A 24,812-nucleotide genomic window follows, 5' to 3' on the forward strand; every position below is an offset into this window, starting at 1 on the left:
GGCCGGGCTCCTTGTACCAGCTGTCGAGCGGGCCCGGGCTGAGCGTAGCAGCGCTTTGAGTGAAGGCCGGGGGGGCGCCGAAAAAAATCGGGCGCCCCTGGCGAGGACGCTGAACGTCCGGAGGGGGGAGGCTGTACCAGCCACGGATCAGAGCTTGATCAGCACCGATTTCAGTTCGGTGTAGTGCTCGATGGCCGCGTGGCCCATTTCCCGGCCGAGCCCGGACATCTTGTAGCCGCCGAACGGCAGTGCCGGGTCCAGGGCGCTGTGGCAATTGACCCACACCGAGCCGGACTTGATCTTCGGAATCATCCGGTGCACCGCTGCCAGATCGTTGGACCAGATGCTTGCGCCCAGGCCATAGGGGCTGTCGTTGGCCAGGCGCAGGGCGTCGGCCTCGTCGTCGAAGGGAATCGCCACCAGCACCGGGCCGAAGATTTCTTCCTGGACCAGCGAGTGCTTCTGGTCGACATCGACGATCACCGTCGGCTTGACGAAATACCCCGGGCCGAACTGCTCGCCGCCACAGGCAATGGTGGCGCCGCTGTCCCGGCCCATCTCGATGTAGCGATAGACCCGTTCCTGCTGGCGCGCGGAAATCAGCGGGCCCATCTCGACGCTGGCGTCCAGGCCGTTGCCCAGCTTCATGGCATTGGCGATGCCGGCAATGTCGGCCACCACGTTGTCGAAGTGCTTGCGCTGCACATACAGCCGCGAGCCGGCGCAGCACACCTGGCCCTGGTTGAAGAAGATCGCGCTGGCGGCCCCGGCGGCGGCACTGCCCAGGTCGGCGTCGGCCATGACGATGGTCGGCGATTTGCCCCCCAGCTCCAGGGTGACTCGGGTCATGGAGTCCATGGCGATCTTGCCGATTTCCTTACCCACGGCGGTGGAGCCGGTGAAGGTCAGTTTGTCCACCAGGGGGTTGCGGGTCAGGGCGCTGCCGGCGGTGATGCCGGTGCCGGTGACCACGTTGAACACGCCGTCGGGGTAGCCGGCTTCCTGCACCAGTTCTGCCAGTTTCAACGCACTGAGCGGGGTTTCATCCGCCGGCTTGAGCACCAGGGTGCAACCGGTGGCCAGGGCCGGGCCGAGTTTCCAGCAGGCCAGCAGCAGGGGGAAGTTCCAGGCGACGATGGCGCCGACCACGCCCACCGCTTCGCGACGGATGAAACTGTGGAACTGATCGTCGGGCATCAGCGGCAGCGAGACCTCGACGCTTGAACCCTCGATCTTGGTCGCCCAGCCGGCCATGTAGCGCAAGAAGTCGATGGACAATTGCACGTCCATGGCCTGGGCCACAGCGGCGCTCTTGCCATTGTTCAGGCATTCCAGCTGGGCCAGCAGTTCGGCGTCGCGCTGCATCAGGTCGGCGAGTTTCCACAGCAGGTTCTGCCGCTCACGGGGACGGGTGCGGGTCCAGGGCGAGTCGTCGAAAGCCTGGCGCGCTGCCAGCACTGCGCGATCGACATCGTCCACCGTGGCCCGGGGCACCAGGCACAGCTGTTCGCCGGTGGCGGGGTTGCGCAGGGGCATGGTCTGGCCATCGGCGGCCTCGACCCAGTGGGCGCCGATCAACATGCGCGGGGCGCGCTGGATAAACGCCGTGGTAGCGGCGAGCAGTGGGGCAATAGCCATGGCGAAGCCTCTTGTTGTAGGTGAGGCAGGGTCTTTCGCAATGGCTATGCCAGTTCCGTCGTGGCGGCGTGGCCTCGGGATTGCGGGGGCTTGGGCGCGCTGCCGAGGCTGGCGCGGCGGTGGCTTTTCGCAAACTGCGACAGCCCGGTGAGATTCAAGAGACGCGCCGGTTCGTCGGTCTGGGCCCATGACCGCAAGCCTGGGGCGAAGCGGCTCAGAGTGAAAGTTGACCATTTCGCGATAATTGAAAGGAGATTCTCGTTAGACGGTCGCCAGTGAGGGTTTCTACAGTAGCCGCTTTGAATCCGTGAGTACTTCCCATGCCCATTTACCCAAGGCCTGCATGGGCCCTGTGCGCCCTGTTGGCCGGCTGCACCCTGGGGCCGGAACGGCCGCCCGGCAGCACTGTGCCCCTGCCTGTGAGCCAGCTGGATGCAGCGGCCGAGCAGGGGCTCGATCAATGGTGGCAGCTCTACCGTGACCCGGGGCTCAATGCCGCCGTGCAGGAGGCCCTGAGCCAGAACCGCGACCTGCGGATGGCCGCAGCCAACCTGCTGCAGGCCCGGGCGCTGCTGCGCGAAACCGATACCCTGCGCCAGCCCGCTACCCAGGTGACGGCCCGGGCCGGCTACGGCAGTACTGCGGATGACCAGCTGGAAGCCGCCTTGCAGGACAGCGAGCGGATTCGCACCGGCAGCCGCTATGGGCTTGGCCTGGATGTGCAGTGGGAGGCTGACCTGTTCGGCCGCCTGCACGGTCTGGCGAATGCTGCCCGGGCCGATGCCGAGGCGGCGCGGGCCGCCGAGGACGGCCTGCGGGTGGTGGTGGCCGCGGAAACCACCCGCGCCTGGTTGCAGGCTTGCAGCTACGGTCAGCGCCTGCAGGTGGCCGGCGAGTCCCTGGCGCTGGTGGAGCAGGGCCGGGCCCTGAGCGCCCAGCTGTATCAGGCCGGCGCCGCGGTGACTCTGGATGTGGTGCGCGCCGAGGGCCTGGTGGGCCAGGTGCAGGCCAGCTTGCCGCCGTTGCAGGCCGGGCGGCAGCGGGCCCTGGCTGAGCTTGCGGTACTGCTGGGGCGTCCCCCGGGCGCTGCACCGGCGGCGGCCGAGGCTTGTCACCAGGCCCTGCGCCTGGGTTCGCCCATGCCTCAAAGCGATGCCCTGGCCATGCTGCGCCGGCGTCCCGATGTGAGCCAGGCCGAGCGCCGGCTGGCAGCGGCCACGGCGCGCATCGGCGTGGCCCGGGCCGACCTCTATCCGCGGGTCAGCCTGGGGGCTGGGGTCTACACGTCGGCGCACCAGCCCTCGGGTTTCGATGAGCGCGACGCTTCGGTCTGGCAATTGGGGCCGCTGTTGTCCTGGAGCTTGCCCAACCTCAATGCCGCCCGCGCGCGCATCGCCCAGGCCGACGCCCGGGAAAGCGCGGCGCTGGCGGATTTTGACCGCAGCATCCTGGCGGCCTTGAAAGAGCAGCAGCAAGCCTTGAGCGACTACCAGGCCGCGTTGCAGCGCCAGGAGGCCCTGCACCTGGCGGCCGAGCGCGACCACCAGGCCTTGCACCTGGCCGGGCTGGCCCGCGCGGCCGGTGCTTCCAGCGCCCTGGATTACCTCGACGCCCAGCGCAGCGCCGTGCGCACCCGGGCCGCGGCGGCGCAGGCTGACGCGGCGGTGATCGATACCCAGGTGCTGGTGTTCAAGGCCCTGGGCGGTGGCTGGCGCAGCGCGCCGCCGATTGTCCTGCCGCCGCCGAACCGGGTGGCGGCCAACCCTTTCCTGCGAACTTCCGACGAGCCTGTGCCATGACCCAAAACCCTGTTTCCGTTTCCCCGGCGCAAGCCGTCACCCGCCGTCGCTTGCTCGGTTATGCCGGGTTGGCGCTGGTGTTGTTGCTGATCCTGGCCTGGTGCCTGAACTGGTGGTTCAGCGGGCGTTTCCTGGTGGAGACCGACGACGCTTACCTGCGGGCGGACATCGTCACCATTGCGCCCCGGGTGGCCGGTTACCTGGCGACGGTCGAGGTCCAGGACAACCAGTCGCTCAAGGCCGGCGACCTGCTGGCGCGGATCGATGACAGCGACTATCGGGCCCGGGTCGAACAGGCCGAGGCGGCGCTGCGCGAGGCCCTGGCCGAACAGCGTGCCGGGCAGGCGCGGCTGGCCAATCTGGCAGCCCGCCAGCAACAGCAACAGAGCCTGATCGCCGAGGCCCAGGCCCGGGTCGGCGCTGCCGAGGCCGAGGCGCAACGGGCCGGCCAGGAAGGGCGGCGCCAGCAGCACCTGGCCAGCCAGCAGGTCAGCAGCGTGCAGCAACTGGAAAGCGCCGCGGCCTTGGCGCGTCAGGCCGATGCCGCGCTGGGGGCGGCCCGGGCTACGCTGGCGGCGCGGCGCCAGCAGGTGCAGGTGCTCGATACCGAGCAGCAAAGCGCCCGGGCGCAACTGGACAAGCTCGAAGCGGGCGTGGCCCGGGTCAGTGCCCAGCGGCAGCTGGCCCGTATCGATCTGGCGCGCACCTTGATCCGCAGCCCGGTGGCCGGTATCGCCGGCCAGCGCCGCCTGCGCCTGGGGCAGTACGTTGAAGTCGGCGCGCCACTCTTGGCGGTGGTGCCCGAGGACGCCTATGTGGTGGCCAACTACAAGGAAACCCAGGTCGACGGCATGCGCCCCGGGCAGCCGGCGCGGGTCGAGGTCGATGCCTTGGGCGGCCACGTGCTGTTGGGCCGGGTGGAGAGTTTTGCCCCGGCCTCCGGTGCCGAATTCGCCCTGCTGCCGGCGGACAACGCCACCGGCAACTTCACCAAGATCGTGCAGCGCATGCCGGTGCGCATCCGCCTCGATCCGGGGCAGGCGCGACAGGCAGAACTGCGCCCCGGAATGTCGGTGGTGGTGAGCGTGGATACCCGTCATGACTAGTGCCCAGGCGGTACAGGACACCGCGGGCGAGGTGGGCGCGCAGGCGATTTCCCTGCGCACCTGGGTGGCGGTGCTGGGCAGCGTGGTGGGCTGCTTCATGGCCGGGATGAACGTGCACGTGACCAACGCTTCATTGCCGGACGTACGCGGTTCCCTGGGCGCCACCTTCGAGGAGGGCTCGTGGATCACCACCGCCTACCTGGTGGCGGAGATCATCATCATTCCCATGACCGGCTGGCTGGTGTCGGTGTTTTCCATGCGCCGGGTGCTGATGGTGGGCACCGCCGGTTTCGTGCTGTTCTCGATTGCCTGCTCCCTGGCACCGAATATCCACAGCCTGATCTTCGCCCGGGTGCTGCAAGGGGCCTTTGGCGGGGTGCTGATTCCCTTGTCGTTCCAACTGATCGTCACCGAGCTGCCGGCGGCCCGGCACCCCATGGGCATGGCCCTGTTCGCGGTGGCCAACAACGTGGCCCAGGCGGCGGGGCCGTCCCTGGGCGGCTGGCTCACCGATGCCTATTCGTGGCGCTGGATCTTCTACCTGCAAGTGCCGCCGGGGCTGTTGCTGCTGGCGGTCATCGGCTGGTCGGTGCGGCCCCAGCCCATGGTCCTGGCAAGGTTGCGCCAGGGCGACTGGGGCGGGATCGCCAGCATGGCCGTGGGCCTCTCGGCGTTGCAGATCATGCTGGAGGAGGGCGGCCGTCATGACTGGTTCGCCTCGGGCTTCATCCTCAATTGCGCGGTCCTGGCCACGCTCGGCCTACTGGCCTTCGTGGCCATCGAATTGCGCCGCGAGCAGCCGCTGATCAACCTGCGCCTCTTGGGCCGCTACAACTTCGGCATTGCCAGCCTGATGCAATTCACCTTCGGTGCGGTGGTGTTCGGCGTGGTGTTCCTGGTGCCCAACTACTTTGCCCAGATCCATGGCTACAACGCCCGGCAGATCGGTTTGATGATGATCCCCTACGGCCTGATCCAGTTCGTCATGTCGTTCGCCACCCCGCGCCTGATGCGCTGGACCAGCGCTCGCACCATCATCATTGCCGGCTTCGCCATCACCGGCATCGGCTGCCTGATGAACATCCACCTCAACCCCGATGCCTCGGTCAACGTCATCGTACCGTCGCTGGTGGTGCGCGGTATCGGCCAATCGCTGGTGGTGGTGGCGCTGGGGGTGATGGCGATCCAGGGGCTGGAAAAGGATCAGGTGGGCTCGGCCTCCGGGCTGTTCTCCATGGTGCGCAACGTGGGTGGGGCGATTGGTATCGCGCTGTCCAGCCAGATCGTGGTGGAGCGCGAGAAGCTTCATGCCCAGCGCATCGGTGAGTCCATCAACCTGTTTGCCCAGGCCACCCAGGAGCGTTTGCTGGAGCTGGTGCGGCTGCTGGCCCAGGCGCCGGTGGAGTCCGCCAGGGCCCTGCACTCGGCGGCGCTGGCGCCGTTGCGTCAGCAAGCCCTGGGCCTGATGGACAAGGTGCTGCACCGCGACGCCTTGCTGCTGGCCTACAGCGATGCCTTCCTGCTGGCGGGGCTGGCCATGCTGTTGTGCGTGGTGGCCGGCCTGTTGCTGCGCCGGGCCTGAGCCCTCAGCGGTAGAACTCCGACGGTGGTGTGCCGAACTGGCGCTTGAAGGCGGCAGCGAAGGCGCTCTGGCTGTCGTAGCCGTGTTGCAGCGCCACTTGCACCACCGGCATGCCCTCGGCCAGGCATTCCAGGGACATCAGCAGGCGCGCCTGCTGGCGCCAGCGGCCAAAGGTGATGCCGGTGTGGCGCTGGAACTGGCGATGGAAGGTCTTGGCGCTCATGGCCAGGCAGTCGCTCCATTGCTCGGCGGTGCGATTGTCCGCCGGGTCGTCCGCCAGCGCCTGGCACACCCGCAGCATGCGCGGCTCATGGGGCCAGGGCAGGCTGAACGGCAGCACCGGCAGCGAGCGCATCTCATCGAGGATCAGGCGCATCAGGCGGCCGTCGCGGCTGTCCGGCGCATACTGGGTGCCGACCTGGGCGGCGGCCAGGATCAGCTCGCGCAACAAAGGCGAGACCTCGATCACGCAGTCATGCTCGGGCAGGCCGTCTATGGCATCAGCGTTGATGAACAGGCTGCGCATGCGCACTGCGCCGCGCATCCGCACCCGGTGTTCGACGCCTGCCTGCAGCCACACCCCGCGACTGGGCGGTACCACCCAGCGTCCGGATTCGGTGTCGATCACCAGCACGCCTTCGATGGCATAGGCCAGTTGTGAGCGAGGGTGACTGTGGGCCGGTATTGCATGGCCGTTGGGGTAATCCACGGCGATGCTGGTGACCGGCAGCGCCAGGCTATCGATGGACGAGACAACCAGCAGATCGGACATGCAGCGCAGCGCCTCCGGAGCGGAAGGGATCATGGGGCGACCATCATAAATTCAAATGTCCATTTCGCGATAATAAAAGGCTGTTTAGCGCAGTACATTCAGATGGCAGCCCCCTAGACTGCCAGTCATTCCTTTCGTCCAGACGGTTGCCACCGCCCATGAATCCCCGGTTCCTGACCCTGCTACTAGCCCTACCCCTGCCTTACGGCCGGGGTCTGCCGGTGCTGCCAGGAAGCTGGCACCCAGGCTGATCTCCCCCAGACTCCGGCCTCGAAGCGCTTTCCATGCTGAAAGCGGGGGAGATCCATCGCCTTCTCCATGCTTCTTTCGAGGTCAGTATGCTCACCCATCCCCATACCAAATATCGTGCCTTTGCCCCCGTGGACCTGGACTCGCGCCAGTGGCCGTCACGCACCATCACCCAGGCGCCGATCTGGCTCTCCACCGACCTGCGCGATGGCAACCAGGCGCTGTTCGAGCCGATGAACCGCGAGCGCAAGCTGCGCCTGTTCGAGGAGCTGGTGCGCCTGGGCTTCAAGGAAATCGAAGTGGGATTCCCCGCCGCTTCGCGTACCGATTTCGAGGTGGTTCGTGAGCTTGTGGAACAGCAACGGATTCCCGCCGACGTCACGCCCATGGTGATGACCCAACTGCGCGAGGACCTGATCCGCGAAACCGTACGCAGTGTGCAGGGCGCGCGCCGGGTCATCGTCCACCTGTACAACGCCATCGCCCCGGTCTGGCGGCGTGTGGTGTTCGGGCTTTCGGTGGACGAGGTCGAGGCCCTGGTGGAGCGCCATGTAAGGCTGTTGCGCGACTTGACCGACCAGCACCCGGAAACCCAATGGGTGTTGCAGTACTCCCCCGAAACCTTCTGCATGGCGGAGCTTGAGGTGTCGCTGCGCATGTGCAACACCGCGATCCGTACCTGGGACGCCGGCCCCGGGCGCCCGATCATCATCAACCTGCCGACCACCGTCGAGGTGGCCACCGCCAACGTCTTTGCCGACCAGATCGAATGGATGCACAAGCGTCTGGAGCGCCGTGATCAGGTGACGTTGTCGGTGCACCCGCACAACGATCGGGGCACCGGCGTGGCCTGTGCCGAGCAGGCGTTGCTGGCCGGGGCCCAGCGGGTCGAGGGTTGCCTGTTCGGCAATGGCGAGCGCAGTGGCAACCTGGATCTGGTGACCCTGGCCCTGAATCTCTATACCCAGGGCATCAGCCCCGGGCTGGATTTTTCCGATATCGCTGCGGTGGCCCGGGTCGCCGAGGCGTGCACGGCGCTGCCGATCCACCCGCGCCATCCCTATGTCGGCGATCTGGTGTTCACCGCCTTTTCCGGCTCGCACCAGGACGCCATCGCCAAGGGCTTTGCCGCCCAGGCGGCCGACGGTTTCTGGGAGGTGCCCTATCTGCCCATCGATCCGCAGGATCTGGGGCGGACCTACGACAGCATCGTGCGCGTCAACAGCCAGTCCGGCAAAGGTGGAATCGCCTTCTTGCTGCAGCGCGACCACGGCATCGTCATGCCTCGGCGCATGCAGATCGAATTCAGCGCCATCGTGCAGAAGCTGGCCGATGCCAGTGATGCCGAGTTGAGCAGTGACGCTTTATGGGAGGTGTTCCAGCGCACCTATCTGGCTTGCACGCAGGCAACGGCCGGCCTGCAGTATCTCGGTCACCGATTGTTCGATGCCCCCGAGGGGCAGGGCATCGAGTTGCGGATCGCCACCCCCGGGAACCCGGCGCTGTGCTTGCGTGGAGTGGGCAACGGACCTGTCGCCGCGACCTCGGCCGCCCTGGGCTTGCCCCTGCGCATCGACAGTTTTGAAGAGCGCAACCTGGGAGCAGGGGCCGATGCACAGGCGTTGGCCATTGTTGAAGCGGCGTGGCCAGGGGTTGCCGGTTCCCGCTTTGGCGCCGGGTGCCATGCCAATACCGTCACCGCTTCGGTGCAGGCGGTGATCAATGCCGCGGCGCGGTTTTATCCGGAACCAGTGCTGAGGTTCACCCCAGCCTCGAAATCCGTCCTGGAGCCCGCGACTCGCTGAGCGACTCAGGTCCGTGGCCGGCCCTTTGTTGTGCCGGCCGCCGGATGCCCGGACAAAAAAAAGCCCGCTATAGGCGGGCCAAATGGGATTCGTTCAGGAATGGCAATCAATCTAAGGGAGGCGAGGTGAAAGTCCTGTGAAAAAAAGGTCGTGCTGAGGAAAAAGCCTAAAGTCATTTGTCCAGATCGCACGGCGTTTTAGGATCTGTCCGATAGGACCGTCCCCAGCACCTGCGTATATTCCTCCCTGCTCGCCCAGCCAAAGGGGGTACTTCGGCTTAGGTGCCACTGCCGAAGTGATGGGCGAGCACTTTTTCCTTCCTGCCTTTTCCTGCTTCTCGTTTCCCACCTGCTGTTTCCCACCTGTTTGCTTCCCAGCTATCGCTCCTCACCTGTTGTTTCCGCTCTGATTGGCCTGCGCCAACCGTCCCGCTGCACGCTCCAGCGACATTCCTTTCAAGACCTGATCCATGCTCGTGCCTTTATGGGGGCCCGGCTTGGTGGCGGCCCGTCCTTCAGGCCAGGTTGAGGCGGCGATGAATCTCGGCCCACAGTTGCGGGTCGTCGAAGTCCTGGATCACCCGATGGGCGCCGGCATTCAGCAGGGTCTGTGGTTGCTGGCTGGTGGCCAGGCCGAAGGTGCAGATGCCGGCCTTGACCGCGGCGGTCAGCCCGGGGACCGAGTCCTCGAAGGCCAGGGAATGCTCGGCCCTGGCTTGCAGGCATTCCAGGCCGCTGAGGTAGGGCAGGGGATCGGGCTTGGCCCGGGGCAGTTCCTCGGCCACCAGGACCGTCTGGAAACGCTCCTCAAGGCCCAGCACCTTGAGCATGTGCTCGGCGTTCGCCCGCGGGGCGTTGGTCACCACACACACGCCAATGCCGTGCTCGGCGGCAAAGTCCAGCAGGCGCAGCAGGCCGGGCATGGGCTTGAGTTGGGGGGACAATTGACGAAAACGCACTTCCTTGCGTTCGGCGAAGGCTTCATGTTCCGCCACGCTGCGCTCGGGGAACAGGTAGCGGCACATGTTGGCGTTGGCCTGGCCACTGACGTGGGCGGCGAACTCTTGCTCGGTGAACACCCGGCCGTCCTCCTCCTGCAACAACTGTTGCAGGGCCAGCAGGTGCAGGGCGTCGGTATCGGTCAGGGTGCCATCGAGGTCGAAAAGCAGAGCGTTGAGCATGGGACAGTTCCTGTCGGGCCCCATCCGGGCCGGTTGGCTGAATCGATCAAGCCCGCATCCTAGCAGGCTTGATTGCCACCGTGACCAGCTCGCCCAGGGCCTCAGCCCTGAGCGTTGTCGCCTTCGCCCTGGTCTTCTTCTTCGTCCGGTTGTGGGCAGTGCTCCTGCGGGTTGACCGGCCACAGCACCTTGTCCTGGCCGTCACGTACCTGCTCGGCGCCGCACTCCACCTGGCTGACCTGGAAGCTCGGGGTGCCGTCCAGGCGATACAGGGCCTTGAGGCTGCGGGTCTGGTCGTCGCCCAGGCCTTCCACGGCATAGCCGAAGATTGCGCCGCGGGCTTGGTCCACCACCAGCTCCTGCCACTTGCTGGCGATCAGGCGCTTGCCTTTGAGGTCATACAGGGCCGAGGTGGCCAGGGGCGAGGTGTCGTCGGTGGCCAGCAGGTAGTGGCCGCTGGCATCCAGATGGATATCGACGTACTGGCCCGGCTCCACCAGCACCTTGCCGCTGGCGTCCATCAGGCCCACGGTGCGCACTTGGGTGGCCTGGCCGAACAGGGTGGCCTGCTTGGTCGGGCTATTGGCGGTGCTGAAGACGAACAGGTCGGCGTTGATCGCACCGATCTGGGCGTAGGTGGGCTTGAACAGCTCGACGCCCTTGTCCACATCGAAGATGCCGAAGGTGGCGCTGAACACGTTCTGCAGCACCGCGACCTGGTTCAGCCCCGATACCTGCTTGAACATCCCCAGGGGGCTGAAGCCGGCCGGGTCTGCCGAGTCATAGACCGGCTGCACCTTCCACTGGCCCTGACGGTCAATGAACCCGGCCTTGCCGGAGCTGCCGTCGGCATTCTTGGCGGTGACCAGCGCGCCCTGCTTACCGAACACCTGGCAGGTGCCGAACTGGGCCTGGATCACGGTCTTGCCCTGGAAGTCCATGTAGCCGCAGGGGCTGTCGTATTGTTCGCGGAAGGCCACCAGGCCGTCTCCCGGCTCGCCCATCCAGTTGTAGGTGGCGGCGCTGATCAATTGGGCCTTGGCATTGGCCAGGGCCTTGCCCTGTTCGGTGCTGACCACCATATGCTGGTTGGCAAAGTCGTCGATGCTGTCGAAGTCGATCTTTTTCTGCTCGCCGGTCTTGAGGTTCAGCGCCCACTTGTCACTGCCACGCTCGGCGATCATCCACCAGCCACGCTTGGCGAAATCGTCGCGGACCATGCTGCTGTCGAACACCGCTTCGGTGAGCACCTGCCCGGTGGCGCTGAGAATGCCGCGCTTGCCACCGATCTCGTAGACGATGAAATCGTCGTTGCCGCCCACGTACAGATCGTCGAAGCGCGGTGGCTGAATCTGCTGGCCGGCCTGGTCGATGATCCCCAGCTTGCCGTCCTGGCCGAAGCCGAAGAGGCCGGGGGTCAGCAGACGCAGGTCATCGGTAAAGTCGGCCTTGATGATTTGCTTGCCATCGGCGCTGGCCAGGTTCCAGGTGCCGTCCTTGGCGAACAGGAAGCTCTTTTCCAGGGGCATGGCGACCACGGCGTCGTAGTCATTGTCGGCGCTGACCAGTACCGCACCGTTCTGGTCGAGTACGGCGCATTCGCCATTGGCGCAGATCGGCATGACCATGGCCGCCGGAGCCGGGGCCGGCGCGAGGGTGGTGGTTTTGGGACTGGAGTCTTCCTTGCATCCAACCAGGGTCAGAGCAGACAACGAGAGGATCAGCGAGCCGAGACGGGCACAGGCGCTTCTATCCATGAACTTCAGGTTCCTTGTAAATGAGGGGTAGTGCAGAGCGCCCCGAAACACGGGGCGGGCAAAGCGCGGGAGATTCTGCGGTGGCGCCGGATAAATGCAAGATCCAATTGCAAAGAAAACCACAGGTACAGCGCTAAACCCTGTCTCAGACTGAGACGTTTGTCGCGAAATTGTACGTCGAGTAACACCCATCAGCCTGATGGCGCCCCGGGCATCTGTCTAAGTCATTGATCGGGCGCTGGTTTGTAAGCTGGCACGCTCCGTGTATTGCATAGCTTCAGACGTTTCTCTTGCCTCCATGGCCGGTATCGCCGGACATGGCAGAAACCAAAAAAACGACTCGCTAAAAATAAGAAAGCACCGTGGGAGGTTCGACCCTGATGAAGAGAAAACTCCGCCTTAGGCTGAGCGCCAGCCTGCTGGCCATTGCCACCTGTAGCGCCTTGCATGCCCCTTCGAGTTTCGCCGCCCGGGATGCGCAGAGCATCCTCAAGGAAACCTGCCAGGGCTGCCACACCCCCGAGGCCGGGGGCGCCCTGAGCCGCATCAGCCATCAGCGCAAGACCCCGGAAGGCTGGCTGATGAGCATTGCCCGCATGCAGGTCATGCACGGGCTGCAAATCAGCGATGACGAGCGCCGCACCCTGGTCAAGTACCTCGCCGATACCCAGGGCCTGGCCCCCAGCGAGACCGACGGCGTGCGCTACGCCCTGGAGCGGCGCCTGAACACCGTCGAGCACTTCGACGAGCAGACCACCCAGATGTGCGCCCGTTGTCACTCTGGCGCGCGCATTGCCCTGCAACGGCGTCCGGCCCAGGAATGGGAGCGCCTGGTGAACTTCCACCTCGGCCAGTGGCCGTCCCTGGAGTACCAGGCCCTGTCCCGGGACCGCGAGTGGTTGCCCACCGCCCTCAAGGACATGGTGCCCTTGCTGGCCCAGCGTTACCCCCTCGACAACCCGGCCTGGAAGGCCTGGCAACAGGCCCGCCCGCAAGCGGCGGCACTGGCCGGCGACTGGAGCTTCAGCGGCCATCTGCCGGGCAAGGGCGCACTGGCCGGGGTGATGAGCGTCAGCGCCGAGGCAGGCGATCAGTTCAAGGTCAGCGTCAAGGGCCAGTACGCCGATGGCAGCCCGTTCAATGGCCAGGGCAGCGCGATCCTCTACAGCGGTTATGAATGGCGCGGCAATGTCACGGTCGACGGCGTGGTCATGCGCCAGGTGCTGGCGGCCCAGGGCAACGCCCTGCAAGGGCGGATGTTCGAGGCCGAGCACGACGAGCGCGGCCTGGATTTCATCGCCGCCAAACAGGGCAGCCAGCGTCTGCTGGCGGTGCAGCCGGGTTACCTCAAGGCTGGCGAGGAGGCCGAAGTGACCCTGGTGGGCGCGGGCCTCTCCGGCACTCCGAGCTTCGGCAAGGGCGTCGAGGTGCTGCAGGTGCTGGAGCAGAGCCCGGAGCGCATCCGCCTCAAGCTCAAGGCGGCGGCCAGCGCCCAGCCGGGGCTGCGCGAAGTCAGTGTCGGCAGCCTCAAGGGCGCCACGCTGGCGGTGTACCAGCGCATCGCCGAGGTCAAGGTGGTGCCGGCGTTCTCGGTGGCGCGGATTGGCGACGGTGGCGGTTCGACGCCCAAGGTCCAGGGGCGTTTCGATGCCGAGGCCTGGGGCCAGGGCGCCGACGGCAAGGCCTATCGCATCGGCGTGATGCCGGCGCAATGGAAGGTCGAGGCCTTCGACGAGCAGGCGGCCAAGGACGAAGACGTCAAGTACGCCGGCAGCATGCAGGCCGACAGCGGGGTGTTCACCCCCGGCGATGCGGGGCCCAACCCGCAGCGCAAGATGTCCACCAACAACGCCGGCAACCTCAAGGTGATCGCCGCCGTGGATGACGCCGGCAAGGCCCTGACCGGCGAGGGCCAACTGATCGTCACCGTGCAACGCTGGAACAATCCACCCATTCCCTGAAGGCCGTCGAACGCTACCGACAGACACTTTCAGGCAATGACCGCAGGCCCCGAAAGCGGGGCTTGCACAGGAGGTTGTAATGGGCGCAATTCTGAATCTGGTGGAGCGCAACCTGCATGAAGTGCAGATGGACGCCGACCGCATGCTGTTCCATATCCCCAGCAGTTCGCTGTTCGCCAGCGATGCCTTGACCTGCAGCATCATCGATGCCCTGCGCGGGCCCGGCTGTACCCCGGAAGACTTGATCCAACAGCTGGCTGGCGCTTACGACGGCTTGGATGTCAGCGACACCCTGCGCGAGCTGATCGCCCTGGAGCTGGTCAGCGACGGCTCGCCCCTGACCCCGGAAATCGGCGTCAAGCGGGTCGAGCGCACGGCAATCAATACCGTGGTGCTCAACGTCAACACTGGCTGCAACCTGAGCTGCACCTACTGCTACAAGGAAGACCTGGACAAGCCCTCGGCAGGCAAGAAGATGGGCCTGGACACGGCCATCGCCTCGGTGGAGATGCTGCTGCAGGAATCCCCGGACGAAGAACGCTACACCGTGGTGTTCTTCGGCGGCGAGCCCCTGAGCAACCGGCCGCTGATCGAGGCCATGGTGGACTACTGCGAACAGCGTTTTAGCGCGGCCGGCAAGTTCGTCGAGTTCGTCATGACCACCAACGCCACCCTGCTGACCGAGGAGGTAGTGGATTACCTCAACGCTCATCGTTTCGGGCTGTCGGTGAGCATCGACGGGCCCAAGACCGTGCATGACCGCAACCGCATCACTGTGGGCGGGCAGGGCACCTATGACGTGGTGCGGCGCAAGGCGCAGATGCTCCTGGCGCGTTACAACAGCCGCCCGGTGGGGGCGCGGGTGACCCTGACCACCGGGGTCACCGACCTTGAGACCATCTGGGACCACTTGTTCAACGAGCTGGGGTTTGCCGAGGTGGGATTCGCCCCGGTGACCTCCGGCGACATCAGCAGCTTCAACCTCAGCAGCGAGGAGTTGATCGAGGTCTTTGCCAGCATGAAGCGCCTGGGGCGGCGTTATCTGGAGGCGGCGCTGGAGCACCGCAATATCGGTTTCTCCAACCTGCACCAGCTGATCACCGACATCCATGAAGGCCACAAGAAGGCGCTGCCCTGCGGCGCTGGGTTGAAGATGCTGGCGGTGGACCACAAGGGCGAACTGAACCTGTGCCACCGCTTTACCGGCTCATCCTTGCCGACCTTCGGCAACGTGCATGGCGGCGGGGTCAAGCAGGTGCAACTCAACGACTTTCTGTCCCAGCGCCTGGACCGGACCCACACAGGTTGCGACAGCTGCCGCATCCGCAACCTGTGTTCCGGTGGCTGCTACCACGAGAGCTACGCCCGCTACGGCGACCCGGCGCACCCGACGTATCACTATTGCGAACTGATGCGTGACTGGGTGGATTTCGGCATCGAAGTCTACAGCCGGATCATGGCGCACAACCCTGCGTTCATCAGCACTTACATCACTCCGCGCAAGGCTCACTGACATGAAACATCTCAAGCCAATCAACAACAAAGCTCAGAAACTGACCGAGGCTGCGGCCCAGGACCGGATCGAAGACGTGCTGGCGATGAACTCCGTGGCCGGTTGCGCTTCCACCACCGACCCGGGCTGGGAAATCGACGCCTTTGGCGGGGTCTCGTCCCTGTGCCAGCCCATGGAGGCCGACCTCTATGGCTGCTCCGACCCGTGCTGGTGGCCGGCCCAGGTGCCGGACATGATGAGCACCTACCCCGACTGGAACAAGGACGCCCAGGCCTCCAACGACAACTGGCGCAACCTCGGCACTGTCTTCCCGAAAGACAAGTGATGAACAAGAAGAAGGATTCCAGCATGCACAGCATCAAAGCCTGCGGCCTGGTCGCACTCGCGGTTCTCGGCGCCTGCTCGTTCAGCGTTCTGGCCGATGAAGGCCTGGCCCTCAACAGTGGCCACGAATACATGGTGACCACCAATTACCCGAACAACCTGCACGTCATCGATCTGGCCAGCGACAGCCTGTACAAGACCTGCAAGATGCCCGACGCCTTCGGCCCCGGCACCGTGCAACTGTCGCCGGACCGCAAGATCGCCTACGTGTTGAACAACCACTACGCGGATGTCTACGGCGTCGAGCTCGACAGCTGCAAGCAGGTGTTCCACGCCAGCATCACCCAGCACCCGGGGGAGAAGGCGCGCTCGATGTTCGCCTTCACCGTCAGCCACGACGGCAAGGAGCTGTACACCGTGGCCAACCCGACCTTGCTGCTCAATGATCGCTACGAGGTCAAGGAACCGCGGCTGGATGTCTACGCCACCGACGCCGGGCTCAATGCCAAGCCGGTGCGCAGCTTCCCCGCGCCGCGCCAGCTGACCATCATGCAGAGCGGTGATGACGGTACCCTGTATGTGGCCGGGCCGGACCTGTACAAGGTTGACGTCAAGACCGGCAAGTTCGAGGTGCTGATCCCCAGCCGCCATTGGCAACGTCCCAACTACAGCGCTCCGGACGTGCTCTACGTGTGGAACCAGCAAACCTACCGGCATGACTTCTCGCTGCTCTACACCGCCGCGAAGTTCAAGGACAAGCAGCAGGACCCGGCCACCGCCGAGCCGCTGTACGGACTGTTCAGCGTCGACCTTGCGACCGGCAAGACCGAGACCACCGACTTCGGCCCCCTGACCGAAATCTACTTCAGCGGCATGCGTTCGCCCAAGGACCCGAACCTGATGTTCGGCGTGCTCAACCGCCTGGCCAAGTACGACATCAAGCAGAAGAAGCTGCTCCAGGCTGCAACCCTGGAACACTCCTACTACTGCATCTCGTTCAACCGGGCGGGGACCAAGATCTACCTGTCGGGGACCTTCAACGACGTAGCGATCTTCGATGTGCAGAGCATGCAGCAGATCGGCAAGATCACCTTGCCCGGGGGCGACATGGCCATCACCACCGCGCAGATCTTCATCCGCTGACTGCGTCTCCCGCCGCCGGCTCCTGTGGTAGGAGCCGGCTGGCCGGCGAACAGGCCCGCACGCTGTGGGGCGTCCTTACCGATGCTTTGCGGGCAAGCCCGCTCCTATTGCCTGGGTACCGGGCAGCTCAAATCCCCTTCCTCGCACTTCAGGTATTGCTTGAAGCTTTCCACCCGAGTCTTGGTCAAGGCCGTGATGCAGTTGCTGTAGGCTACCGGATACAGGCTGCCACCTTCCACCCCCGAGGTGGAAAAACCGCACTCGGCATCGCGGAACGCCAGCCAGGCGCGTTGGGCGCTGACCAGCAGCTTTTTGCTGTGTGGCTGGTCTTTCAGGCGCTGGTTGATCTGTTGGTAAAGGGTATTCAGCTCCTTGTCCGCGGCCTTGTTCAGGGCGTTGGCGCACAGGTTCATATCGGTCTGGGTGCTGCTGTTGCAGTCGTAGGCCTGGGCCAATGGAGCCAGCAGCAGCGGCGCAAGGGCCAGAAGCAGGATCGGACGCATGGAAAGTCTCGCAGTCGGTCAATGAGAAAAAACAGTCTAGCCGCGGCTGGGTTGCCACTCGGGCCAGCGCTCCAGCGCTTCGTCGGCCAGCCAGGGCACATCGTGGGAGGTCCAGATATGCACCTGTGGCGTCTGCCCCGGATCATCGTCCAGGGTCGCCACCCGCAGGATCACGTGGGGCTGGCCCGGCCGCTCCGCCAGCAAGTGAGAGCCGCAGACCGAGCAGAAGTGCCGCAGCTTGCCCGGCGAGGACTCGAACGCCCTCAGCAGCTCCTGGCCCCGGGTCCAGCGAAAGTGCTCGCGCATCACCCCGGCGGTGGAGGCAAAGGCCGCGGCATGGGCCTTGCGGCAGGTCCGGCAATGGCAGTGACCGATGGGCATGTCCAGGCGTTGCACCTGATATTGCACGCCCTGGCACAGGCAACTGCCGTTGAGTGGTCGGGCAGAGGCGTGGCGTTGCGAGGCTTGTAGCAGGTCGTCGGCCATGGCCTGGATCTCATCGCCCATGTGCAGTTGGGCCAGCCAGTGCGGCGGTATCCCCTGGACCCCATAAAAGGCTCCGGCCAGCTGACCGACGATGGCGGCAGTGGTGTCGGCGTCATCCCCCAGGTTAGTGGCGGCGAGCACCGCTTCGGCGTAGCTGTCCGTGTGCTGGAAGCACCACAGCGCGGCCTCCAGGGTGTCGACGCAGTAGCCGCTGCCGCGAATCTGCTCGCGGCTTTTCTCCCGGTAGCCGCCCTGGGCCAATGCCGCGACCTTGGGCTGGCTGAACGCCAGATCATCGAGCTGTTGCAGTTCCACCCTGCTGGCGCCACCCAGGGCCTTGGCAATCAGCCCGGCGAACAACTGGCAGCATTCGACGGCTTCGGCGGCGCCGTGGGTGGTGCGGGAACTGGCGCCGGCAAATTCACGGACCCGGGCCAGGTCGGGGTAGTGAAACAGCACCACGGGCGCCAGGCGCATCAACGAACCATTGCCGGCGGTTTGCGGGTCGGTTGCGCCGGCGAAGGGCTGGCCGTGTTCCTGGAAGTCGCTCAGGGCCTGGCGCACGGTCATGCCGATATCGAAGCACTCGCCGGTGGCGCTCAAATAGCCCCATTGCCACCAATTGAGGTAGCGGCCCATCTGGTCGGCCGGGTCGAAGCCGTCCTTGCGCAACAGGCTTTCCCCCAGGCACAGGGCCATGGAGGTGTCGTCGGTCCACTGCCCGGCCTTGAGGTTGAAGGGGCCGCCGCCCAGCAGATCGGTGACTGGCGTGAAGCTGCCACGGGGCTTGAATTCGACGCTGGTGCCGACGGCGTCGCCACAGGCCAGGCCCAGCAGGCTGCCACGGTAGCGGTCGATCAGGGAGAGGGGCATGGCAGATCCTTTGCAAAGTAGAGGTGCGGTGGCGCCGGCGACAGTAGCATTTTTCGTTGGGGACGATCAGTCGCGCCTTCGGCCAGATAAAGGTTGCGCTGGACTCACAGAGGTCTAAGGTCTGTACGAAAACCCGCCGAACGAAGATCAGGTAGTTTCCGTACAGAGCTAGTGCTCATCACTGGAGGTGATCCATGAACTCTTCAGATCGCATCGAACGCAAGATCCTGCTGCATGCCAGCCCGGCGCAGGTATGGGCGGCACTGAGTGAAGCCGAGACCTTCGGTCGCTGGTTCGGCGTGGCCCTGCAGGGCCAGCATTTCGCTCCCGGCCAACGCACCCGGGGGGCGGTCACTTACCCAGGTTATGAACACCTGACCTGGGATGTGCAGGTGGAGCAGATGCTGCCCGAAGAGCTGTTTTCCTTTCGCTGGCATCCCTATCCCGTTGACCCGGCCCATGACTACTCGGCGGAGCCCACCACCCTGGTGCAGTTCGAACTGGAACCCCATGGCGGCGGCACCTTGCTGCGGGTGGTCGAATCGGGCTTCGACGGCATTCCCAGCGAGCGTCGGCTCAAGGCCTTTCGCATGAACAGCCGTGGTTGGGACGAGCAGATGAGCCAGATAGAGAACTACTTGCAAGCGGGCTGAGGCGCTCATCGGCATAGCTGTAGAGCGAAGGCATGCCCCGCTGCTAAAGCCTTGGCCTTGAGGACTTGGGCAAGGTCCTTAAGGTCGGGCCATAGGGTAATCCTTGCGTATGCGCTCTACTTCGCTGCTGGAGCCAAGTTCCGCGAACAGGGCCCTTGCTTGCGCCGCACAGTGGTTGGCTTGCGGTTCTTCATGCAGCGCCCTGTGGACATCGGCCAGTCCTGACAGCGCTGTTGCCGTCAATTGGCGAAACTCTAAGATGTTTTCGTTGGCAAAGCAGTTTTCGTAGGTTTGCAACGCTTGCCGATGGTTGTGTTCTTGGTAGTAGGCCTGGGCCAGGTTGACCTGTACCGTCAATTTATCTTTCAAGGTGCCATGGCTGATGGAAAGCACGCGGGCTTTTTCCAAGTGTCTGTGCATCTTTTCATACTGTTCTTGCAGCTTGTAGATGTTGGCCAGGTTGCCGTGGTGGCGGATAAGAAACGACTTGTTGCCGCTGGACTGATCAATGTCTATGGCGCGTTTCAGGAGCTGTTCGGCTTCGTCCAGGTATGCACTCCTAGCGCTTTGCAAGAAGAGCTTTTTCTTGTTTATGGCCAGGTTGCTCAAGGCGTTGGCTTGTATGGACTTTAGCTTGGCAAGATCGGGGTCAGTTTGCGGTTGGTCCAATAAGCTTTCGATCTTCTCCAGCGCCAGTTGAATGCAGGAGCCGGCCTCGCTCAGCTCACCCGTGTGGTTGAAGCAGGCGCCCAGGTTGTTCAGGTTCGACGTTTCAATGATTTTATTGTTGTTACGGATGGACAGCACTTGGGCCTGACGCAAATAGCTAATGGCTTCTTGCCACTTGCCCTGGTTTTTATAGAGCACGCCACGATTGCCGAGGGCGAGTTCCCTGACCTTATCGTCGCAGTGGCTCATTGCGAGCAGCAAGTCGAATACCGTGTGGGCTTCGTCAAGCTTGCCTGTATTCATCAAGTAGATTGCATACTTGTTCAACAGCTCGGGATTGTCCTGTCCCGCCTGCGCGGCCTGTGCATAACAAAGCCCGGACTTTTCTTTGTTCAACGGCAGATACAGCTCTGCAATTTCCAGCAGTTCTTGGGCATATGAAGACTTTCTCTGCGTCAGCAAGGCGTCCAGTGCTGCTTCGGCCTTGCTGAATTCCTGGCGCTCAAGAAGCAGGAGAATGTTCTGTTTCTCACTGTCCGCGGAGTTTCTCATGTTGTTGATTGCGTGATTGAATTGTTGCAGAAGCTCGGGCGGCAAATCGATGTGGTTGATGGTCAGGTCTCTGCCGGCCTGATTGTTATAGCTGCCAGCTCCGGACTGCTGGGTCTGAGTTATTTTTTGCTGTTCTTCTTGCCGGTGGTTATGTCTCGGCCTGCTTGCAGGTTGGTGCTGTTGTTGCCGCTGCGTTGACTCTGGGTCTGTGCTGCGCGATTTTTTTTTTGCAAGAACCAGGCAAAGAGCATCGACGGTATCGTGATACCAATACCGCTCAGTAACCACTCCTTGTTGCTTAGAATCCACTCCATCAAGTATTTGACTCCGTAACTTTTGCCTGGTCTACCGATTGCAGGAGCACTCTTGTCGTACCGAGCAGTTGGGGGGGCGATGATTTTTGCCGAGGCACACTAACAGGGCCAGCAGTTTTGTGCACGGCGTCTATCAAGCTCGAGCAGCAGAGTAACTTCAGGCCGATGTTGGCCGCTCTCATCCGCATCGGGAGACTACAGGTGAGGCATGGCTGCATCACTTCGCGCAATGGCCGGGGGCTGTGGATGCCGTCAGTGGCAAGCTTCACCATCAAGTTGCGGCTCAGCTTCGGTGCCCCGAAACTGACCACTTACCGTTTGGAGCTGTTCTTTTGTTCGCAACCTATCTCGAACGTTGGCGTCTGCTGCCCGATGGCGAGGCCATCGTCACCCCGGGCAGCCGTTTGCTGCCCGTACGCCTGGAAGACGGCGCGCCAGCGATGCTGAAACTCGCCCTGGATGAGGACGAGCAGGGCGGTAACCGCCTGATGGCCTGGTGGGCCGGGGAGGGCGCGGCGCAGGTTTATGCCCAGGAGGCTGAGGCGCTGTTGATGGAACGCGCGCAGGGCTCGCGTTCATTGATGCGCATGGCCCTGGCGGGCGAGCACGACGCCGTCAGCCACATTGTCTGCGCCACGCTGGCGCGCCTGCATGCGCCACGTGCGCAACCCTGGCCGGCGTTGCTGCCCCTGGATCATTGGTTCAAGGATCTGCGCGAGGCAGCGCAACAGCAGGGTGGCTTGTTGCTCAATAGCCTGGCCATGGCCGAGCAACTGTTGGCCGCGCCTCGGGACCTCGTGGTACTGCACGGCGATGTGCACCACGACAATGTGCTGGACTTCGGCGAGCGCGGCTGGCGGGTGATTGACCCAAAACGCGTGTACGGCGAGCGCACCTTCGACTTTGCCAACCTGATCTGCAATCCGGATTTGCCCAGCGCCACCGATCCACTGCGCTTTGCCCGGCAGGTGCAGGTGATCGCCGCAGCGGCGCAGTTCGATCCTCGACGCCTGGTGCAATGGGTGCTGGCGTTCAGTGGCCTGTCCGCCGCCTGGTTCCTCCAGGATGACCACCAGGCCGGAGCCCGCCACCAGCTCAAAGTCGCGGCTTTGGCCATTCAGGCACTGGCGTGTTGAGCTAGGGGTTTGCGTAAGTGAGCTATAGCGAATTTCCTACACGCGCTGTAATTCAATGCGCCTTCTGCGCACCGGGCTTTGTGTTTAATCTTCTTTCCCACAACTGCAGCGCAGGAAGCGCTCAGGATCAAGGAAGATCGACCATTAGCACGGATGCTGCAGACAGGAAGTCATGATGGTCTTGGAAAAAACCCGCTTCGGCGGGTTTTTTTTCGTCTGCATTTTCCAGTACCGCAGTCCTCGATAAACCCAGCAGCCGGCTTGCCGGCGAAGGGGCTGTTCAGGTCGCTTTCGCCGGCAAGCCGGCTCCTACGAATAGTGGTTGAGTTCGGCGGGTGATGTGCTGGCCGCAACCCGGAGTGCTCACGCTCAGCGGGTGACTTCGTTGCGGACTTTTACCAGGGCCTGTTCCAGCAGCGGCAGGCCAATGGAGCCCAGGGCTACCCGCAAAGCCTGGGGCACGTGAGCGGTGGTGGCGAAGGGTTCTGCCGAAGTCACCGTCACCCCCTGATGCTCCAGGGCCGACACCACGGCCTCGGCTCGCAAGCCTTCAGGCAATGTCAGCCAGAGAAAATACGACGATGGCCAGGCCTGAACATCGCAGTCCTTGAGTACCCGCCTGGCCAGCTGCTGGCGGCTGCGGGCATCGTTGCGCTTCTGCTCTTCCAGGCTGTCCACCAGCCCCGACTCGATCCAGCGACAGCCCAGGGTCACGGTCAGCGACGGGGTGCTCCAGGTCGACACGCGGATAGCCCGCTCCAGGGCCGGGATCATCTCCGGCGGCGCGACGATAAACCCCAGGCGCAATCCCGAAGCGACACTTTTCGACAGCCCGGAAATGTACAGCGTGCGCTCCGGGGCCAGGGTCTGCAGCGGCGGCGGTGCCGGTTCGGCGAGGAAAGCGTAGGCGCCGTCCTCGATCAGCAGCAGGTCATGCTCGCGGGCCAGTTGCGCCAGGCGTCGACGTTCGGCCAGGGGCATCACTGTGCCCAGCGGGTTGTGCAGGGTCGGCATGCAGTACAGCGCCCGCACCGGGCGCCGGCGGCACAGGGCCTGCAGGGCGTCGAGGTCCATCTGGCCGTTGTGTTGCGGCAGTGGTTCCAGGTCCAGGCGCTGGACCTGGGCCAGGGTCTTGAGGCCCGGGTAGGTCAGGGCGTCCACCGCCAGGATATCCCCGGGCTGGAGCAGCGCCAGCAGGCTCACCGCCAGCCCCTGCTGGGCGCCGTTGACGATCAGTACCTGCTCGGCGGCGACGCGGATCTCGCGGTTGCGCAGGTGCCGCGCTGCGGTCTGGCGCTCATGGGGGCGCCCACCCTGGGGCGCGGAATGCAGCAGGGCATCCAGGTCGCCGGAGGCGGCAATCGCCCGCAGGCCCTCGCGCAGGCTTTCCGCCTGGCCGGGCAGGGACGGGTAGTTGAACGACAAGTCCACCGAGGCGGCGCCGGCGGGGTGCTGTTCCAGGCCCATGCCCCGGGGCAGGCTGGTGTCGCGGACAAAGGTGCCGCGCCCGGGCTCGCCCACCACCAGGCCGATGGCTTCCAGCTCGTGGTAGACCCGCAGCGCCGTGGCCAGTGCCACCTGCTCGCTGGCCATCAGCGCCCGAACCGTCGGTAGCTGGGTGCCTGGGCACAGCTGGCCGGCGCGGATGCGCTGGGCGAAGTGATCGACGATGGTTTTGTAGCGGGTACGGCGCATGCTCGGCCACCTTGTGTATCTAGAACACTTTTTTGTTTGTATCAGATAGGGGGCCTAATCTAGCGGCTTTTGCGCAGGAGCGCGCACATGCCGGACCTTTCCACTCTGTCGATCTTCCTGGGCGCCGTGTTGCTGTTGCTGCTGTCGCCGGGGCCCAACATGGCCTTTGTCATCAGCCATGGCGTGGCCTATGGCTGGCGCGGTGGGGTGGCGTCGGGGTTGGGGATTGGCGCGGCGGATATCGGCCTGACCCTGCTCACGGCCACAGGCGTCACCGCCGTGGTGGCCAGCTGGCCACCGGCGTTCGATCTGCTCCGCTATGCCGGGGTCGCCTACCTGCTGTGGCTGGCCTGGAAAGCCCTGGCGGGTAACGGCGCCTTGAACCTCGTCGATGCCGTCCGGGTGCCGCTGTCCACGGTGTTTGTCCGGGCCCTGTGCAACAGCCTGCTGAACCCCAAGGCGTTGTTGTTCTTCATGGTGTTCCTGCCGCAATTCGTCCGGCCGGCTCACGGCAGCATCGCCTTGCAGCTGGTTGTCCTGGGACTGTTGCTGACCCTGGTCAGCGGAATCTTTCACACCAGCTTGGGGATCTTCGGCGCGCTCCTGACACGGAGCTTCTCCGGCACGACGGCACGTTTTGCCCGGCTGCAATCCTGGCTGCTGGCGGCGGTGTTGCTGGCGCTGGCTTTGCGCCTGGCACTGTTGGCCCGGCCGGTCTGACTTATCACCTCAACGGAGTTCAAGCATGTACATCGCCGCCTTTATCTATAAGCCGGGCCAGCGGGACGAGGAGTTCCATCGCCTCAGCGCGCTGATCGACGAAATTGCCATCAGCTTGCCGGGCTTTGTCGGCGCCCAATCCTGGACCAGCGCGGATCAGGCGCTGATCAATGCCAGTTATTACTGGGAGGATGAGGCTTCGATCCAGGCCTTTGCCCGTCACCCCAGGCACCTGGAAGCCAAGCGCCAGTACCGGCGCTGGTACGCCGGTTATCAGGTGGTGATTTCCAAAGTCGAACGCACTTATGGTGACGGCGCCATTGCTCAGTTGCTGAGCAATGATCGCCATGGGCAGGTACGCCGCGCCTGAAGGGAGGAGGCG

General features: G+C 64.4%; 20 protein-coding genes and 1 pseudogene. 12 read left to right on the top strand and 9 right to left on the bottom strand.

Annotated elements, in window-relative coordinates; translation table 11 throughout:
* Nucleotides 1-147: 147 nt before the first annotated feature.
* The gene (locus tag J5M73_RS23770) at nt 148-1,638 is read right to left on the bottom strand and encodes an aldehyde dehydrogenase family protein (RefSeq protein ID WP_102861792.1); all 1,491 of its coding nucleotides are present in this window, start codon (nt 1,636-1,638) and stop codon (nt 148-150) included.
* Between the two features lie 320 nt (nt 1,639-1,958).
* Between J5M73_RS23770 and J5M73_RS23775 the strand changes: the two genes are divergently transcribed.
* From J5M73_RS23775 to J5M73_RS23785, 3 genes are read left to right on the top strand one after another with little or no spacing between them, the layout of a single operon-like run.
* Complete coding sequence (locus J5M73_RS23775) at nt 1,959-3,437, top strand: TolC family protein (protein ID WP_102861791.1); 1,479 nt, start codon at nt 1,959-1,961, stop codon at nt 3,435-3,437.
* Nucleotides 3,434-4,543: an HlyD family secretion protein gene (locus J5M73_RS23780; RefSeq protein ID WP_102861790.1), complete on the top strand. Its 1,110-nt coding sequence runs from the start codon at nt 3,434-3,436 to the stop codon at nt 4,541-4,543. The genes J5M73_RS23775 and J5M73_RS23780 overlap by 4 nt, the downstream gene beginning before the upstream one ends.
* Nucleotides 4,536-6,125 carry a DHA2 family efflux MFS transporter permease subunit gene (locus J5M73_RS23785; protein WP_102861789.1) on the top strand — a complete coding sequence of 530 codons (1,590 nt, stop codon included), beginning with the start codon at nt 4,536-4,538 and terminating at the stop codon, nt 6,123-6,125. The genes J5M73_RS23780 and J5M73_RS23785 overlap by 8 nt, the downstream gene beginning before the upstream one ends.
* A 4-nt stretch (nt 6,126-6,129) precedes the next feature.
* Here J5M73_RS23785 and J5M73_RS23790 read toward each other — a convergent pair whose 3' ends face one another.
* Nucleotides 6,130-6,930 (bottom strand): helix-turn-helix transcriptional regulator, encoded by an 801-nt coding sequence (locus J5M73_RS23790; RefSeq protein WP_306383628.1) that lies wholly within the window; start codon nt 6,928-6,930, stop codon nt 6,130-6,132.
* Between the two features lie 305 nt (nt 6,931-7,235).
* On the opposite strand from J5M73_RS23790, the gene J5M73_RS23795 reads away from it, so the two are divergent.
* Nucleotides 7,236-8,951, top strand: coding sequence for a 2-isopropylmalate synthase (locus J5M73_RS23795; protein WP_102861805.1), 1,716 nt, complete (start codon nt 7,236-7,238; stop codon nt 8,949-8,951).
* A gap of 514 nt (nt 8,952-9,465) precedes the next feature.
* Here J5M73_RS23795 and J5M73_RS23800 read toward each other — a convergent pair.
* Together J5M73_RS23800 and J5M73_RS23805 are read right to left on the bottom strand one after the other, a co-directional pair.
* Nucleotides 9,466-10,131, bottom strand: a complete 666-nt coding sequence (locus J5M73_RS23800; protein WP_102861788.1) for an HAD-IA family hydrolase — start codon at nt 10,129-10,131, stop codon at nt 9,466-9,468.
* Nucleotides 10,132-10,232: 101 nt separating this feature from the next.
* Nucleotides 10,233-11,888, bottom strand: coding sequence for a WG repeat-containing protein (locus tag J5M73_RS23805; protein ID WP_102861787.1), 1,656 nt, complete (start codon nt 11,886-11,888; stop codon nt 10,233-10,235).
* A gap of 380 nt (nt 11,889-12,268) precedes the next feature.
* Here J5M73_RS23805 and peaA point away from each other — a divergent pair, with 380 nt between their 5' ends.
* The 4 genes from peaA to peaD all read left to right on the top strand — a co-directional run bounded on the left by peaA (nt 12,269) and on the right by peaD (nt 16,829).
* A complete protein-coding gene (peaA, locus tag J5M73_RS23810) occupies nt 12,269-13,849 on the top strand; it encodes a quinohemoprotein amine dehydrogenase subunit alpha (RefSeq protein ID WP_102861786.1) in 1,581 nt (526 codons plus the stop codon).
* Between the two features lie 79 nt (nt 13,850-13,928).
* The gene (peaB, locus tag J5M73_RS23815; protein WP_207816266.1) at nt 13,929-15,362 is read left to right on the top strand and encodes a quinohemoprotein amine dehydrogenase maturation protein; all 1,434 of its coding nucleotides are present in this window, start codon (nt 13,929-13,931) and stop codon (nt 15,360-15,362) included.
* Between the two features lies 1 nt (nt 15,363).
* On the top strand, nt 15,364-15,687 hold the full coding sequence (qhpC, locus tag J5M73_RS23820) for a quinohemoprotein amine dehydrogenase subunit gamma (protein ID WP_102861784.1): 324 nt from the start codon (nt 15,364-15,366) through the stop codon (nt 15,685-15,687).
* Between the two features lie 23 nt (nt 15,688-15,710).
* Nucleotides 15,711-16,829, top strand: a complete 1,119-nt coding sequence (gene peaD, locus J5M73_RS23825) for a quinohemoprotein amine dehydrogenase subunit beta (protein ID WP_102861804.1) — start codon at nt 15,711-15,713, stop codon at nt 16,827-16,829.
* Between the two features lie 104 nt (nt 16,830-16,933).
* On the opposite strand, the gene J5M73_RS23830 is transcribed toward peaD, so the two are convergent.
* The 3 genes and pseudogenes from J5M73_RS23830 to J5M73_RS23835 all read right to left on the bottom strand — a co-directional run.
* Nucleotides 16,934-17,332 carry a lysozyme inhibitor LprI family protein gene (locus J5M73_RS23830; protein WP_102861783.1) on the bottom strand — a complete coding sequence of 133 codons (399 nt, stop codon included), beginning with the start codon at nt 17,330-17,332 and terminating at the stop codon, nt 16,934-16,936.
* A 36-nt stretch (nt 17,333-17,368) separates the two neighbouring features.
* A complete protein-coding gene (locus tag J5M73_RS31915) occupies nt 17,369-17,818 on the bottom strand; it encodes a GFA family protein (protein ID WP_308412655.1) in 450 nt (149 codons plus the stop codon).
* 51 nt (nt 17,819-17,869) lie between these two features.
* A pseudogene (locus J5M73_RS23835) lies at nt 17,870-18,691 on the bottom strand (ADP-ribosylglycohydrolase family protein); the annotation flags it as partial.
* A 194-nt stretch (nt 18,692-18,885) separates the two neighbouring features.
* Here J5M73_RS23835 and J5M73_RS23840 point away from each other — a divergent pair.
* Nucleotides 18,886-19,344: an SRPBCC family protein gene (locus tag J5M73_RS23840; protein WP_102861781.1), complete on the top strand. Its 459-nt coding sequence runs from the start codon at nt 18,886-18,888 to the stop codon at nt 19,342-19,344.
* 78 nt (nt 19,345-19,422) lie between these two features.
* Here J5M73_RS23840 and J5M73_RS32180 read toward each other — a convergent pair whose 3' ends face one another.
* Nucleotides 19,423-20,853, bottom strand: coding sequence for a tetratricopeptide repeat protein (locus J5M73_RS32180; RefSeq protein ID WP_180988532.1), 1,431 nt, complete (start codon nt 20,851-20,853; stop codon nt 19,423-19,425).
* A gap of 358 nt (nt 20,854-21,211) precedes the next feature.
* Between J5M73_RS32180 and J5M73_RS23850 the strand changes: the two genes are divergently transcribed.
* Entirely contained in the window at nt 21,212-22,015 is an 804-nt protein-coding gene (locus J5M73_RS23850) for an aminoglycoside phosphotransferase family protein (protein ID WP_207816272.1), read from the top strand.
* A gap of 369 nt (nt 22,016-22,384) precedes the next feature.
* Here J5M73_RS23850 and J5M73_RS23855 read toward each other — a convergent pair whose 3' ends face one another.
* Entirely contained in the window at nt 22,385-23,710 is a 1,326-nt protein-coding gene (locus J5M73_RS23855; RefSeq protein ID WP_115580573.1) for a PLP-dependent aminotransferase family protein, read from the bottom strand.
* An 87-nt stretch (nt 23,711-23,797) separates the two neighbouring features.
* Here J5M73_RS23855 and J5M73_RS23860 point away from each other — a divergent pair, with 87 nt between their 5' ends.
* Together J5M73_RS23860 and J5M73_RS23865 are read left to right on the top strand one after the other, a co-directional pair.
* On the top strand, nt 23,798-24,430 hold the full coding sequence (locus tag J5M73_RS23860) for a LysE family translocator (protein ID WP_102861776.1): 633 nt from the start codon (nt 23,798-23,800) through the stop codon (nt 24,428-24,430).
* Between the two features lie 25 nt (nt 24,431-24,455).
* Complete coding sequence (locus J5M73_RS23865) at nt 24,456-24,800, top strand: antibiotic biosynthesis monooxygenase (protein ID WP_102861775.1); 345 nt, start codon at nt 24,456-24,458, stop codon at nt 24,798-24,800.
* The last annotated feature ends 12 nt before the right edge of the window (nt 24,801-24,812 follow it).

It is taken from the genome of Pseudomonas sp. 50_B, assembly GCF_017491625.1.
Classification (GTDB): domain Bacteria; phylum Pseudomonadota; class Gammaproteobacteria; order Pseudomonadales; family Pseudomonadaceae; genus Aquipseudomonas; species Aquipseudomonas danubii.